Raw genomic sequence first — 15,799 nt, 5'->3', positions numbered from 1 at the left:
ATGTCTATTAAATTAAGATTGACCATTATGAGCTTCTTTCAGTTCTTTGTCTGGGGAGCATGGTTGATTACAATAGCAAACTATTGGTTTGGCACAAAACAATGGGATGGTACACAATTTGGAGCTATTTTCGCAACCATGGGGATCGCTTCTTTATTTATGCCTACCCTGATGGGAATTATCGCCGATCGTTGGATAAATGCCGAAAGATTATATTTTATCCTTCACTTATGTTATGCGGGTGTTTTATTCTATTTACCGCAGGTAAATGATCCAAACACTTTTTTTTATGCAATGCTAGCGGCGATGTGTTTTTATATGCCCACTTTGGCCCTATCCAACTCCATTGCATATACGGCATTGAATGAAAATAACTACGATTTGGTCAAGGCATTCCCCCCTATCCGGGTATTCGGAACGATAGGCTTTATCGTCGCCATGTGGATCACCAATTTAACCGGCAACAAGGCTACAGCTTATCAATTTTATATCGCCGGAACCGCAGCGCTGGCTTTAAGTCTCTATGCTTTTACGCTACCTAAATGTCCACCAAAAAAGTTACAACAGGAAGATGCCTCCTGGACACAACTATTAGGCTTAGAGGCATTTAAACTTTTCGGAAATTATAAAATGGCTTTATTTTTTATTTTTTCCATGTTCTTGGGGGCCGCACTCCAACTGACCAATGCCTACGGTGATGTATTTTTGGATGAATTTAAATTCTATCCTAAATTTGCAGAATCTTTCGTTGTGAAATATTCGACCATCATTATGTCGATTTCCCAGATATCCGAGACACTATTTATTTTGGCTATTCCATTTTTTCTCAAAAGATTCGGTATAAAAAAGGTCATGCTGATTTCGATGTTAGCCTGGGTATTACGTTTTGGATTATTCTCCTTTGGTGACCCTGCAGGCGGACTTTGGATGATTGTATTATCCTGTATCGTCTATGGTATGGCATTTGACTTCTTTAATATCTCAGGTTCTTTATTTGTTGAAACCTCAACAACTTCGAGCATACGCAGCTCGGCACAAGGTTTGTTTATGATGATGACAAATGGTTTTGGTGCCGTTGTAGGCAGTTTTGCATCGGGTTGGATCATTGACCACTACTTTACCAAAAGTTTTCAAAACAGCAAAGATCTCGCACAATATTTAGATACAACAATCGACAACACCCATTTTCTACATTTTCTGCAGGAAAAGAGTATCTCAATCTTACCTGACGGCATGTTAAGTGGTAACCTCATGCTAAAAGACTGGCATGACATCTGGCTAGCTTTTGCCATCTACACCTTGATTATAGCAGTCCTTTTTGCGGTCTTCTTTAGACATAAACACGAGCGTGAACCGCTCAATTCAAAATAACAAAAAGCCGCTAATTGCGGCTTTTTGTATATTTGTAACATGCAAAGCACAGCAACGGAATTATTCAAAGATTCTCAATCCCACATCTATAATTGGACATTTCAATGGATTAAACAATTTGGCCTTGATAATCAGGGGAGTCATTTTGTTAACTCGATCCTTTTACTCTTACTGGTTGTCTTGTTTTTGATCATCATTGACTATTTCACCAAAAGAACATTACTCCTGTTAACAATCAAAGCCATCAGACGTAGTACAAACCGCTTTGATGATCTGTTGATCCGTAATAAAACACTGAAACTTGTTGCTCATTTTGTTCCGATATTAGTGGCACAATATATCATGCCCATTATCTTCATGGGTTTTCCAACCTGGAAAGAAAACAGCAATAAAGTACTTGACATAGCGACGACTGTCGTCAGTTTATTGATTATTCATTCGCTCCTGAAAAGTTTGCGGGATATGCTGCGCATGAAGAAATCTTTTGCAGACAAACCTCTGGAGAGTTATTTACAGGTTTGTCAGATTATCTTATTATTTATCGGCGGAACGATCTGCTTTTCAATATTGACAGGAAAATCTCCCTGGTCTTTCTTATTATCCTTGGGTGCCGCATCCGCAATTCTGATGTTGGTATTCAAAGACACTATACTAGGATTTGTTGCCAGTATACAAGTTTCGGCCAATGACTCCATCCGTGTCGGAGATTGGATAGAGATGCCCAAATATGGCGCCGATGGAACGGTCAAAGAGATTAACCTCAATAATGTAAAAGTACAGAACTTTGATAAGACCATTACGACGATACCGACACATACGCTATTGTCGGATTCGTTCAAAAATTACAGGGGCATGCAGCAGTCGGGCGGTAGGCGCTTAAAGCGGGCCATAAATATCAAAATTTCCACGATTCGATTTTTAGAAAATGAAGAAATTGAAAAACTCAAAAATATACAGATCCTGCGGCCGTATATCGAAGAGCGCGCCAGGACAATTGACCAATTCAACACCCAGCAGCAGATAGATCAGTCAAGCCCCATAAACGGTCGCAAAATGACCAATTTAGGGATGTTCAGAGCTTACACACTCACCTATTTACGTCAAAACCCCAATATCCACAAGACCATGCCCCTGATGGTGCGTCAGCTTGCTTCAACCGAACACGGTGTTCCAGTCGAACTTTATTTCTTTGTAAACGATATCCGCTGGGAATATTACGAAGGAATTGTTTCGGATGTATTCGACCACCTATTTGCCGCCACAAAATACTTCGACCTGGAGATCTTTGAAAATCCGGCATCGGATGATTTTCGGCGTGCTATCCGGCATAAAAGCCTTCATGACTTCGCAGACCAACAACAATAAAAGCGAACGGAATGTTCTTTCTGGCCAATAACATCAGACACTTTCAGAAGAAAATATCGCTGTCGAACCAAGTGTTCAGCCGAACTATGTGTTCATATATTGCTAAGGTTCATATACCAAACGAATTACCAGGCAAAACCTTGTCTGCATAAATCAAATGAACTGTAAGAACAGGCCAGCCGAGAAGCAGTTAAATGCTGGTATCGTAAGATAGCCTAAAAGGTCTAAAACAGTGAAAGGTAATCTGGGGAGATTACCTTCACTTTAAAAACAAACTAAATTTTCAGACGTGTTTCACAACAGATCTACACATTAACCCTAACTCTTTATGAATCAAAAATTACTCTACACAAATATAGGATCGTTATGTTAAGTGCATCTTAAGCTATCTTTAAACTTAAAACAACTCTACAAATGCTTATTTATCTCACCTCAATAGTCTTTGTTGCCAGGTGTACTCTATTGAAAAGATCAACCGCCTGAACCTCAATCTGATATTTACCAGCTTTAAGTTTGGGCAAATTAGCTGTCCACAGATGACTGGATTTTTCGGGGTTCGAAGGTCTACGCGTATTCTTTAATTCGGTTGCTGTATCGTATTTAGCAAGAGAATTTAGGAATGCCGGATCGTTTTCATTGACAAAATCCATTTCCTTCCATTCGCCCTGATTGATTCTATACGTTACCTTGTCACCTTCCTTTCCAATGAAAAAATTAGCGTATATCGGGTATTTCTTTGTGTATTTTTCTGGAACGACTGATGCGCCATATAAATCAATCTGATACGTTGCCGGCTTACCGACAACCTTATAATCAAAACTGTACTGGTTGCCCTCGATTTTTAAGATGGCATACCCTTTTGGTGTACCGTCCCGCATTGTAGAAACAGGAATTCCCTTTTCATTCAACTCGCCCGAATACCAGTCGCCCGAGGTTGTACCCACATTATACTCGTGATGTGGCTTTTCTTGTTTCCATCCTTCGTTTTGTCCATAAAAATATTGCCGCTGAAAGTGTGTATGCGCGGATAAAGACAAGGTATGCTTAAATGGAGCCAAAATATCGAACAGACGTTGTCTATCTTCGTTACGAAAGACATCCGAGTTTTGATGGTATAAAGGAATATGAAATGCCAACACAATCAATTTATCTTTAGCAACGTTTTTTAAGTCATTTTCCACAAAATCAAGCTGATCTTTACGGAATCCGCCTAAATAACCTTTACCTGTCCGTGGATTCGGATAAATGATATTATCAAGAATGATAAAATGCGTATTTCCATAGTTGAACGCATAATTATTGGGGCCAAACGTCCGCTCGAACGATTCATCGGAGAGGCTATCCACTTTAGCATCATAGTTCATATCGTGGTTTCCCATGACATTATACCATGGCAAGCCCATCGTGGAAATCACCGATTTATATTTTGGCTGAAGTGAAAGATCGTCTCCCACCAAGTCGCCTAAGCTTATTCCGAATTTTGCAATTGTCTTATCGGAAATTTCATTGATCACACCATTTTTGAAATAGGCCAGTTCTTCCTCCGTGTAAGCCTGTGGATCACCAAAAACAAAAGCTGAAAAATTAGGATCCTCATCTTGTTGATACATTGCAAAATTTACAGCAGCAGGGATTTTTCCTGTAGCAGCAACAGCAGGGTATTTTGAAACTGGACTACCGTTTACTTTATGGATATAATAGAATTTTGGGTGGTTATTTTCATCCAAGGGCAAAGCATAGCCTGTTGGTTTAACCACAAAAATGATGTTGTCATTTCCAACGGGCAATTGGTAATTACCATCTTTATCAGTCGTTGTCACTTCACGCCCGTTACTAACAGAAACAGACGCAATGCCTTGTTCGTTTTTATCTAATTTTCCGTTCTTGTTTGCGTCCAGATAAACTTTTCCTTTTGCAAAATCTTGCGCCTGCACAGCGTTTACGCATGCCCAGGAAATTGCTAGTGCCAAAAATGCTTTCATATGAAATTTTGTTTTGGCGCTAAGGTATTCGATTCAGGTTAACAGAGTATAAAGAGAATATAAAGAATTTATCAAAAAAACAAAGGAAGCCATTTAACACTCTTGTATTAATTAATCCATATTTGGCAGTATCGTTATAGGGACTTTATCCGTGTTTTATACGTATTCATCCGAATGAGGTCCCTATCAGGTCCCTATTAAGTCCCTATAAAATCCCCATTAACATATATGTTGTTGGCCGGTTAAATCCTTCTTCCATCCTTTGTTTTCAGACGGATATTCGGCACAAAAAAAGAGAAACCAATGACTTGATTTCTCTCTTTACCCTTAGGGCCTATTTCTTAACTATCTGGCTTGCGCAGTTGCCAACATGCGGTTGACTTCATCGATCATTGATTTTGCTGCATCGTGCATCCGAGGGTTGCCTGCAAAATCTGCATCCAAAGTGATATGCTTGGACTTATCTTTATAGTTGAACTCTAAATAAAAACGTGGGACTTTAGAATTTGTTGAATCCTGCTGCCATTCAGGACCGGTCATATCAGTATCCAAGTTCCAAAAGCCGAGCTCCATTGCTTTGCGATGCAGGTATAATAAATCGTCTTTTGTAAATTTTACAGTATCGGTAATTAGAGAATCTTTTTTGTCTAAATATTTATAGATACGTGTTTTTGAATTGTATTCGTTGACCATGTGGTTCGGCTCGCCATATTTGAATACAATGGATTCAAAATCGGCAAAACGAAAAGGGGCATTTTTGATCATATTACTGTAGTAATAAACACAATACATCAAAAACGGCACAATAATACAAAGGCCCAAAAAAATCTTCTTACTCTTGATTGTCATTTCTATAAAATTTTGACAAAAATAAGGATTTATACAGGGTATAAAAGTTTATATCAAGATATGACATAAAACCTACATGAAATTCACGCGTTTAGATATTGGGAGAGCCCGCGTCAACAAAGGTCTTCGCATACCAACTGTCGGAAAGATCAGAGATAATAACACCTTTCCGTGTCGAAACATGAACGAACTTATTATTATGCAGGTATACACCAACATGATCTATTCCATTTCGTCCGAAAGAAAAAAACACGAGATCTCCTTCTTCAAGTTTATCGACCTTTTTTCTCTTTACTATTCCTTCCATGTCACGCGAAGTCCGCGGCAAATTCCCTTTGTATACTTCAATATAGAGCAGATTAACAAATCCCGAGCAATCTACCCCCGATTTGGTCTGTCCACCCATACGATGCGGTATCCCCATCCAATCGTCAATAAAGGAATAAAGGTGCGGATTTAGTTTTTTGGTACTCACATTGAGCAAGTCTGCATAATTGTCAAGTTTGGATCCCGAAAAAGTTTTTCCACGCGCTGAGCTCGCATCTGTCAAAACCGAACCATTGGAAGAATGTGTTTTGGAGCTAAGTACCTTTTTCTTCGTTGAACAACTGCTCAAAAATAGAACTGCACCTAAAAAGAAGATAAAATAAGATCTGACACCCATGCTGTTCGATTTACGTTCTTGCTTAACAAACTTACTTGCATAACAAACTTAATTAAATTGCTGTTGATATCCAATAAATTTGCTTGCCCCCGGAGATTGCTTTTCTTGATAAGAACGTCAGATAAGAAAAAGAATTGTTCAGAAATCGTAACTTTGACGCCTAATTTATTTGAGAATGGAAAAATTAAAAGGTGCATTAGCTGTCTTTTTAGGTGCGAGTAGTTTTGGGATACTATCAACGTTTGTTAAAAAAGCCTATGGTAAAGGGTTGAATTTAGGAGAGGTAACAGGAATTCAGGTATTGTTTGGCATGCTTATCCTTTGGCTTATCTATATCATCATCAAACTCTTTTCGGCAAAGTCATTTCACTCTTCAAGCAAGAAATCTTCATGGATCAAGATATTAATCAGTGGTACTTCGACCGGTTTGGTGAGCATTCTCTATTACAAATGTGTACAGCTTGTTCCGGCTTCCTTGGCCATTGTACTGTTGATGCAGTATATTTGGATCGGTGTGCTGATTGAATTTATCTTTTTCAAGGCAAAACCTTCAAAAAACAACCTGATTGGCATCGGCATTGTACTCATTGCAACATTATTAGCGACTGGACTTATTGAAAAAGGCTTACAACAGCTCAACTTAACAGGTGTCTTATTTGGTCTTTTAGCGGCGACCGCCTATTCGGTCTTCATGATCGTCAACGGTCGTGTCGGCAATGACTATCACCCCATTCAAAAAAGCGCTATTATGGTAACGGGGGCCTGTATCATGGTCTTTACCTTATTTCCACCTGCTTATTTATGGAATGGTCAATTTGATGGTAACTTCCTTTATTTCGGCTTGATCCTTTCTCTATTTGGCACAGTCATCCCGCCTTTATTGTTTGCCTACGGCTTACCTAAAACAGGCTTCTCCTTAGGCGGAATATTGAGTTCGGCGGAGCTACCTGTAGCCACCTGTATGTCATTTTTTATACTTCATGAAAGTGTATCCACGATACAATGGCTCGGGGTGCTTTTGATCTTGGGTACCGTCATCTGGTTGAACGCAGCAAAGAGCAGTACGCATTAGAGGTACCGATTTACTTCCGGTCAGATTTCAGCCGTCAATTTGATCAGAAATACAACAGCATACTGCAATCAATAGGGAAATTTTGGAATTCTCTTTAGCGAAAAAAGGCAATCTTATGCGGGAAGATTGCCTTTTTTATATGTTATAAATCTTAATATAGTATAACCCTTAAAAAGATTAATGTGTCAATGTCTCCGGAATTTCTTCTACTTCCACTTCACAGGAATCCGTTACTTCCATAAATTTAACCGGCACAACCTCATTCACCAATAATGGATCGTATAAGGTCCGTACTTTGACATAGTTTTTAGAAAAACCATGCATATAACCATCTTTTTCGTCTGCTTCAAACAAAACATCACCAGTCTCACCAAGCTGTGACTCATAAAACGCACGGCGCTTCTTCTCCGAAAGGATGTGCAACATTTTGCTACGGTCGCTGCGTTGAGCTCCCGGTACAGCACCGTCCATTTGAGCAGCAATCGTATTCTCCCTTTCTGAATAGGTAAAGACATGCAGGTAAGAAATATCCAAATCATTCAAGAAATTGTATGTATCGATAAAGTCTTCACGTGTTTCTCCCGGAAATCCGACAATAACGTCAACACCGATACAGCAATTAGGCATCAATGACTTGATAAATGCGACACGCTCTGTGTAAAGTTCTCTTTTGTACCTTCTGCGCATTAAACTCAGAATTTTATTGCTTCCAGACTGCAGTGGCATATGGAAATGTGGAACAAAACGTTTTGATTGCGCCACAAACTCAATAATATCATTGGAAAGAAGATTAGGTTCTATCGAAGAAATCCGAATCCTGTCGATATCTTCAACTTCATCCAAAACCTTTACCAAATCCAAGAATCGGTCTTCACGCTTACCATCCCGAATACCAAAATCACCAATATTAACTCCCGTTAACACAATTTCTTTTACGCCTGAAGCTGCAATTTCTTCCGCTTGACGCACAATATCTTCGATCTTACCCGAGCGGCTTCCGCCACGTGCCAAAGGAATCGTACAAAATGTACATGAATAATCGCACCCGTCCTGTACTTTTAGGAAGGTACGCGTACGATCGCCAATCGAATAAGCCGAAACAAATTGATTGGTCTCATCGATTGGACCATTATAAACGATCGTTTTTTCCTGTTTCGTCAAATCATTGATATGCTCAATAATATTAAACTTTTCAGCTGCACCTAAGACCATATCCACTCCCGGAATCTCTGCAATCTCTTTTGGTTTTAGCTGCGCATAACAGCCAACAATCGTAATATAGGCGTTGGGAGAGTGCTTTAAAGCTTCCTTCACTACTTTTCTACACTTCTTGTCAGCATTATCCGTTACCGAACATGTATTGATTACATAAACGTCTGCACGGCTATTGAACGCTGTAGTATCATAGCCCGCATCTTTAAATAAACGACCAATGGATGATGTCTCCGAATAATTCAGTTTACATCCAAGTGTATAAAAAGCTACTTTTTTATTCTCCATAATATTTTGCAAAATTACATTTTTTTTCAGTAACCCCTCTTATCATTTTAAGTTTTGACTTTCTCGTTATAAGGATTTTCCTTAGTTTTGACTATCTTGAAAGGTTGAATGCACCGGCGGCTTATTACGGACAAACTAAATTAGAGCCGGACATGATGTATTCAAAAATTCCCCGATTGAGAATCAGACACATAAAATAGTGCTATTCGTTCTATCCAGTTCGATTATAGCATTGATATTTGGTATTTAATAATTACTTTTTACAGATGAAACAATATTTAGATTTACTCAGACATGTATATACGAATGGTGTTGTAAAGACAGATCGTACGGGCACAGGTACCAAAAGTGTCTTTGGATATCAGATGCGTTTCAACCTTCAGGAAGGTTTCCCTTTGGTAACGACGAAGAAATTACACCTGCGATCCATTATCCATGAATTGATCTGGTTTCTTAAAGGTGAAACCAATATTCAGTATCTCAAAGAAAATGGCGTAAGCATTTGGGACGAGTGGGCTGACGAACAAGGAAATTTGGGCCCTGTATACGGATCACAATGGCGCTCCTGGCCAACACCCGATGGCCGTCATATCGATCAGATCACACAGGTTATCAACCAGCTAAAAAATTCACCGGATTCACGCCGTATTATTGTATCGGCATGGAATGTTGCCGAAATAGAGCATATGGCATTACCTCCTTGTCATGCCTTTTTTCAGTTTTATGTCGCTCCGGCACAACCTGAAAAAGGTATCTTAAAGCCGCAATTGTCCTGTCAACTCTATCAACGTAGTGCCGATATATTCTTGGGCGTTCCTTTCAACATTGCCTCTTATGCTTTATTGACGATGATGGTCGCACAGGTTTGCGACATGGAAGCCGCAGAGTTTATCCACACCCTTGGCGATGCACATATCTACAGTAATCACTTCGAGCAAACGGAGCTCCAATTGAGCCGCGAGCCAAAAGCGCTACCCCAGATGAAAATAAACCCTGAAGTAAAAGATATCTTTGATTTTAAGTTTGAAGATTTTGAATTGTTAAACTACGAATCCCATCCACATATCAAAGCTCCGGTGGCCGTTTAACAAGAAAGGTACCTGATTTTGTAATATATTTTAGCGAACGAATAATCACCTTATATCAAAAATGAGCAACCCAACGATCACATTAATCGTAGCTGCGTCGGAAAACAATGCCATCGGAATCGACAATCAGATGCCTTGGCATTTACCCAACGACTTTAAATATTTTAAGAAAAATACCATTGCGCATTCTGTCCTAATGGGCAGAAAGACTTTTGAGGCCATAGGCAAAGCATTACCAGACAGAAGGAATATTGTCATTACACGTAACGCGAATTTCCAGGGAGAAGATATTGATGTTGCCAACAGCATCCAAGAGGCACTCTTGTATTGCCGGGATGAACGTGAGGTATTCATCATTGGTGGCGCAAACATTTATCAGCAAGCGCTACCCTTGGCAAATAAAGTGCTTCTGACGCGCGTACATACAACTATCAAAGGTGACGCTTTCTTTCCTGAATTACCGTCAGAAGAATGGGAATTAGTTGCCTCAGATTCGCATCAGGCCGATGACAAACATGCATTTGCTTATACCTTTGAAGTTTATACGCGAAAATAATTCCATGTTTACGAATAGCAAAACGCGATAGGATCATGGAGCTTTTTGCTTCATGATCCTATCACCATTAAAAGCTATAGAAGAGCTTACAGGCGCGACACTTTGATCTAAAGCACATGCAAAAATACCTCACCCTAATTTTTACTCTATTCATGTCAGATCTATACGCTCAGAAGATAGATACTGTTTACCTGGAAAAATTACTCCAAAGTCATCCCGATCTATTTCAAAACATATTAAGTCATCCGACGAAAAATGAAGTACAAATTCTGTATACACAGATTGATCGTGACAAATCCAATAAGCCACATTTCAGGTCCTATAGCTATCGACTGAATCCGAACTGGTATTTTTATCCCGCAAGTACAGTGAAGTTGCCGACAGCAATTCTGGCTTTGGAAAAAATCAATGACCTGCATATTGACGGTCTCAGCAAAGATACCCCACTACGCATCGATTCTGCTTTTGAAAAGCAGACTAAGGTTCTTGTGGATGAATCCGCCGCCAATGGCCTTCCATCTGTTGCTCAATATGTTAAAAAGATCTTATTAACCAGCGACAACGATGCCCAAAACAGGCTTTTCGAATTTATTGGCCGTGCAGAACTGAATGCGAAACTAAAAAAATACGGCACTAATTACAGCCGCATTGTCAACCGTCTTGCTATTGGCGACAAAGGCATATGGGCCAAACATACTAACCCCGTCACCTTTTATAAGGGGAAGCGTATTATTTATAAACAAGAAGCACAGTTCGATCCCAAGGATTATACCATCGAGCTGTCCAATACGCTTCAGGGGAAAGGTTACATGAACGATAAAGATGAACTTGTTCATGAACCCTGGAGTTTTGAAGGATTAAATGTATACGCTTTGCAAGATCAACAGCTGATATTGAAGAAGCTGTTATTTCCCGAAGCATTTCAGCCTCAAGAAAGATTCAATCTGAAAAAAGATGACTACGCGCTCCTCTATGATTATATGTCGCGCTATCCCTTTGAATCGGATTTTCCAAAATATGATCCAGCAGAATTCTGGCCAACGTATAGCAAGCTCCTTTTTTATGGCCGTGAAAAAAATGCGATCTTAAATCCCAACATCCGGATCTTCAACAAGTATGGAGATTCCTATGGCTATAATATTGATAATGCCTATGTCGTCGACTTTGAACATGGCGTGGAATTTATGCTCGCCGTTGTTGTACAGTCCAATGAAAATGGCATCTACAACGATGGACGCTATGAATATGAAACAGTAACCTATCCTTTTTTAAAAAATATCGGTCAGGTAATTTATCAGGAGGAGCTGAAAAGAGTTAAAAAGTTTAAACCTGATCTATCGAAATTTGATTTCAGAAAATAAAACACAAAAAAGGCTCTCAGAAAATTGAAAGCCTTTTTTGCGCATCGTCATCGTGGCGTATTTTTATCCTCCTTGGCTAGAAGGCTGCTTATGCGAATGATCAGCGGGCTGTGGCCGGGAAATGCAGTATGTCATCATCGGAATGTATGCTTATCCGCGCTCCAGCCATATAGTCCCTGCCTCAAGTCTTACTGAGATAGAACAAAACTATTTCGATTGTAGAGCCGTTTCGATCAACTCCCCGTAAAAATCCCCCTCCTTCATTCCAAAAGCCCGTACCTGCTGCGGAATAAAGCTTTGTGGAGTCTGCCCCGGAATGGTATTAATTTCGATAAAATAAAATTTATCGGTATCGTTTTCCAAAAAGAAGTCCACCCGAACCATACCCTTACAGTTCAATCTCACATAAATTTCCCTTAAAATACGTGCAGCGCGCTCCTGCTCTTCCCTAGTCAGATCTGCTGGTGTAATCTCTTCGGTCAATCCAGGTACATACTTGGCTTCATAATCAAAAAATTCACGTGTAGTACGAACTTCGGTAGCCGGCAAAACAACGAGTTCGCCTTTTGAATTCCTAAAAATTCCCTCGGAAAATTCGCGTCCAGTCACAAATTCTTCAACAATAACCTGTTTCCCGGTATTCTCTGCATCAAAAGCTTTATCAATCGCTTCCTGCAGTTGTGCCGATTCCTTTACTTTGGTCATTCCGATACTACTTCCACCGGCATTAGGTTTCACAAAATACGGCAGCGAAAGATTGCTTTCGACGATTTTGACCGCTTCCGGGCGTTGCGATTCAAACAATAAGACCGATTTTGCCAAATGCAACTCGGGAATATCCGATAAAATCGCTTTTGTATACCCTTTATTCATAGTCAATGCCGAAGTCAAGGCATCACATGAGGTATATGGAATATCTAATAAATCAAAATAGCTCTGAAGTCTTCCATCTTCTCCGGGCACACCATGCACCATAATAAATGCTAAGTCAAAGCTTAAGATATTTCCGTTCAATGGAAGTGTAAAATCTGCTTTTGAAATCGGATGCCGCTTACCGTCCAAATCTTCATAGTACCATGCTTCTTTGGTCACTGTAATCAAATATATATCGTATTTGTCGTGATCAAGTTGAGAATTGACAAAGGCAGAACTTTTAAAAGAAACTTCAGCTTCTCCTGTATAACCTCCAGTTATTAATGCTATTTTTGCTTTCATAAATTTTAGCGATTCGAATAGCAAATATAATTTGCTATACACGGAAAAACGAATAATTTTGTGAGGAATAATTTTATTTAATCATTCTGCAAACTTGGCTTTAATATTGCGGTTCTATGCAGAATTAATTTTTATCAAAACAGAGAAATGTCCAAAGTCGTACAATATCTTCAGACCCCCACTTTTAGGAAAAATCTTATTGCCGCTTTTATCGCGATAGTATGTCTATTCCTTTTCGTTTATGTTGGACTGAAAATATATACCAAACATGATGAATCTATAGCCGTTCCTAAAGTGAAAGGCCTTCATATCAGTGCTGCCATCCAGGCGCTGGAAGACGCGGGGCTGGAATATCAAATTGACTCCGTCTACCAGATGGACGCCAAACCAGGAATGGTCATCGAGCAGGATCCCGAACAAGGATTTCATGTAAAATCGGGGCGGACTATTTATTTGACCATTATCACACAAGTTGCACCTGAAGTTGCCTTTCCGAATATAAAGGATAAAACATTGATCGAAGCAACGGCTATTTTGAAAAACCATAACCTTAGAATCGGAGACACTTCTTATGTCGCCGATATCGCTAGGGACATCGTATTGGATGCTCAATTTGCTGGACAATCAATCCGTAACGGGCGCATGATTCCTAAGGGTTCACGTATAGATCTAGTTTTGGGAAATGGACTCGGTGCTAATGAAGTGGAAATACCCAACTTAATTGGTCTTCCATTAAACGAAGCGAAGTTTGCCCTATCTGGAGCTGGTCTAGGCCTAGGCACAGTGACTTATGATCCCAATGTAACGGATACAGCCACCGCAGTAATCAGTGTACAATCACCAGGAATAGAAAAAGGCTTAACCAGCTTAGGGGCTAAAATAGACATAACGCTCTCATTGACGGCACCAACAACAACTACAGGTGCTCCAGCTGGAGGTACGCCAACTCCTAAACCACAGGCAAACCAAACACAGGTTACTCCGCCAGCAGCAAAAGCTCCGGTTCAGTCTAAGCCCGTTGCTCCAGCGAAAAGTACCACAACAAATACGCCAGCAGCTAAATCGACAACAACAAATCCAACTGCAGGGCAGAAAAAAGAAAAAGAAAGTAAAGGGAATAGTCTTGGCTTTTAAGTGTATTGACTTAAAAATGAAGCTGCATGGCATAATCTCCATTATGATGGATTAGCGTTTGTTGCAGATTCAGGAATTGTATAAAATATAAAGATGAAACCGATCCATATCTGGGCGATTTCATCAACCATTGACCGCTAAAGGCTGTATGAATGCCCTTAATAGCGAACAACAAATGAATAAAAAATTTTAGCATGGAAAATAAAAAAGGAATACCAAGTTGGTTAAAAATCATTGCCCTGATCGTTATCGTTGTCGGAGGTTATTTTGCTTGGACATTTTATAAAGCATTTTATGCTTCTAATGTATCGGGAGAGAAAAAATACCTGTACATACACGAGGGCGAAAAATATGAAGATGTATTGAAATCAATCAAGGATTCAAATCTTGTGGATGACATCGCTTCCTTTGAGCGTGCCGCACAATATAAAAAATATGAGCAAAGTGTAAAACCCGGACGTTATCTGTTAACCCCTGGTATGAACAATAGACGCTTAGTTGGCAATTTGATTGGTGGCTACCAAGAACCTGTAAAATTCAGATTTTCCAATGTGCGACTGAAAGAGAATATGGCCGCACTCCTTGGTAAAAGTTTTGAGGCAGATTCTGCAGAATTTATCGCGGTACTAAATGATGAGGCTACAGCACAGAAATATGGATTTACAAAAGAAAATCTGATTGCTATATTTATCCCCAATACCTACGAAATTTATTGGAACACCAATCCCGAAAAAGTAATTGCTCGTTTTGATGATGAATGGAAAAAGTTTTGGAATGCAGATCGCACGGCAAAAGCAAAAGCACTTAACCTGACACCGCAACAAGTCAGTACATTGGCTTCTATTGTCAAAGGTGAAGCCTTACACCAGGATGAAATGCCCATGATCGCCGGATTATATTTAAACCGCCTCAAAAAAGGCATGTTATTGCAAGCTGATCCTACCGTGATCTTTGCCAACAACGACTTTACCATTAGAAGGGTATTGAATAAGCACCTTAGAACAGACAATCCTTACAATACTTACATCTATAGGGGCTTGCCTCCAGGTCCTATTTCAATTCCAAGTATTGCTGCAATTGATGCGGTCTTAAACTTTAAGCAACATGATTATATTTACATGTGTGCTAAAGATGATTTTTCGGGCTATCATAATTTTGCAAAAACAGAGGCTGAGCATTTGATCAATGCACGTAAATTTCAACAGGCATTGGACGCCAGAAATATTAAAAAATAATGTTTGTATTTGACCATCAGATTCGTGTCCGCTATGCAGAAACAGACCAAATGGGGTATGTTTATTATGGAAATTATGCTGCATTTTACGAAATAGCGCGGACTGAAATGCTGCGGAGCACGGGGATATCGTATAAGGAGCTGGAAGAAATGGGGGTCATGCTCCCCGTTACGGAGATGAAAACAAAATACCTAAAACCGGGCAAATACGATGATTTGATCACGATACGGGTAACAATCCGCCAGAAACCTGCCGTCCGTATTATTTTTGAATATGAACTGTTCAATGAAAGCGGAGAACTACTCAACCAGGGCGAGACAACTTTGGTCTTTGTCAACATGGAAAAAAATAGACCTTGTATGCCGCCACAGGTTTTCTTGGATAAGATGAGTAACTATTTTAATTGA

General features: G+C 39.7%; 14 protein-coding genes. 9 read left to right on the top strand and 5 right to left on the bottom strand.

What is annotated here, in order from left to right:
* Together B3297_RS10860 and B3297_RS10855 are read left to right on the top strand one after the other, a co-directional pair.
* Positions 1-1,371, top strand: coding sequence for a nucleoside permease (locus tag B3297_RS10860; RefSeq protein WP_070565037.1), 1,371 nt, complete (start codon positions 1-3; stop codon positions 1,369-1,371).
* Between the two features lie 39 nt (positions 1,372-1,410).
* Positions 1,411-2,736: a mechanosensitive ion channel family protein gene (locus tag B3297_RS10855; RefSeq protein ID WP_139144959.1), complete on the top strand. Its 1,326-nt coding sequence runs from the start codon at positions 1,411-1,413 to the stop codon at positions 2,734-2,736.
* A 422-nt stretch (positions 2,737-3,158) separates the two neighbouring features.
* Here the strand turns inward: B3297_RS10855 and B3297_RS10850 are convergent, their stop codons facing one another.
* The 3 genes from B3297_RS10850 to B3297_RS10840 form a co-directional block, all read right to left on the bottom strand.
* Positions 3,159-4,718 (bottom strand): calcineurin-like phosphoesterase C-terminal domain-containing protein, encoded by a 1,560-nt coding sequence (locus B3297_RS10850; RefSeq protein ID WP_070565031.1) that lies wholly within the window; start codon positions 4,716-4,718, stop codon positions 3,159-3,161.
* Positions 4,719-5,063: 345 nt separating this feature from the next.
* Positions 5,064-5,567, bottom strand: a complete 504-nt coding sequence (locus tag B3297_RS10845; RefSeq protein WP_286778909.1) for a hypothetical protein — start codon at positions 5,565-5,567, stop codon at positions 5,064-5,066.
* Between the two features lie 91 nt (positions 5,568-5,658).
* The gene (locus B3297_RS10840) at positions 5,659-6,231 is read right to left on the bottom strand and encodes a C40 family peptidase (RefSeq protein WP_046673998.1); all 573 of its coding nucleotides are present in this window, start codon (positions 6,229-6,231) and stop codon (positions 5,659-5,661) included.
* 175 nt (positions 6,232-6,406) lie between these two features.
* On the opposite strand from B3297_RS10840, the gene B3297_RS10835 reads away from it, so the two are divergent.
* Entirely contained in the window at positions 6,407-7,303 is an 897-nt protein-coding gene (locus B3297_RS10835) for an EamA family transporter (RefSeq protein WP_145330304.1), read from the top strand.
* A 177-nt stretch (positions 7,304-7,480) separates the two neighbouring features.
* On the opposite strand, the gene mtaB is transcribed toward B3297_RS10835, so the two are convergent.
* Positions 7,481-8,803, bottom strand: coding sequence for a tRNA (N(6)-L-threonylcarbamoyladenosine(37)-C(2))-methylthiotransferase MtaB (gene mtaB, locus B3297_RS10830; protein WP_070565022.1), 1,323 nt, complete (start codon positions 8,801-8,803; stop codon positions 7,481-7,483).
* Between the two features lie 266 nt (positions 8,804-9,069).
* Here mtaB and B3297_RS10825 point away from each other — a divergent pair, with 266 nt between their 5' ends.
* The 3 genes from B3297_RS10825 to B3297_RS10815 all read left to right on the top strand — a co-directional run bounded on the left by B3297_RS10825 (position 9,070) and on the right by B3297_RS10815 (position 11,808).
* Positions 9,070-9,891: a thymidylate synthase gene (locus B3297_RS10825; RefSeq protein ID WP_070565019.1), complete on the top strand. Its 822-nt coding sequence runs from the start codon at positions 9,070-9,072 to the stop codon at positions 9,889-9,891.
* 61 nt (positions 9,892-9,952) lie between these two features.
* A complete protein-coding gene (locus tag B3297_RS10820) occupies positions 9,953-10,447 on the top strand; it encodes a dihydrofolate reductase (RefSeq protein ID WP_070565016.1) in 495 nt (164 codons plus the stop codon).
* Between the two features lie 152 nt (positions 10,448-10,599).
* Positions 10,600-11,808 carry a serine hydrolase gene (locus B3297_RS10815; protein ID WP_254667688.1) on the top strand — a complete coding sequence of 403 codons (1,209 nt, stop codon included), beginning with the start codon at positions 10,600-10,602 and terminating at the stop codon, positions 11,806-11,808.
* A gap of 207 nt (positions 11,809-12,015) precedes the next feature.
* Here the strand turns inward: B3297_RS10815 and B3297_RS10810 are convergent, their stop codons facing one another.
* Positions 12,016-13,023 carry a D-alanine--D-alanine ligase family protein gene (locus tag B3297_RS10810; protein WP_070565010.1) on the bottom strand — a complete coding sequence of 336 codons (1,008 nt, stop codon included), beginning with the start codon at positions 13,021-13,023 and terminating at the stop codon, positions 12,016-12,018.
* 147 nt (positions 13,024-13,170) lie between these two features.
* Between B3297_RS10810 and B3297_RS10805 the strand changes: the two genes are divergently transcribed.
* From B3297_RS10805 to B3297_RS10795, 3 genes are all read left to right on the top strand, one after another.
* Complete coding sequence (locus tag B3297_RS10805) at positions 13,171-14,157, top strand: PASTA domain-containing protein (protein ID WP_070565008.1); 987 nt, start codon at positions 13,171-13,173, stop codon at positions 14,155-14,157.
* Between the two features lie 194 nt (positions 14,158-14,351).
* Positions 14,352-15,392 carry an endolytic transglycosylase MltG gene (gene mltG / locus B3297_RS10800; RefSeq protein WP_070565002.1) on the top strand — a complete coding sequence of 347 codons (1,041 nt, stop codon included), beginning with the start codon at positions 14,352-14,354 and terminating at the stop codon, positions 15,390-15,392.
* Entirely contained in the window at positions 15,392-15,799 is a 408-nt protein-coding gene (locus B3297_RS10795) for an acyl-CoA thioesterase (RefSeq protein ID WP_070564999.1), read from the top strand. The genes mltG and B3297_RS10795 overlap by 1 nt, the downstream gene beginning before the upstream one ends.

The organism is Sphingobacterium sp. UBA3519 (assembly GCF_002377215.1).
Taxonomy (GTDB): Bacteria; Bacteroidota; Bacteroidia; order Sphingobacteriales; family Sphingobacteriaceae; genus Sphingobacterium; species Sphingobacterium multivorum.
This window is presented reverse-complemented; position numbering and strand designations above follow the sequence as displayed.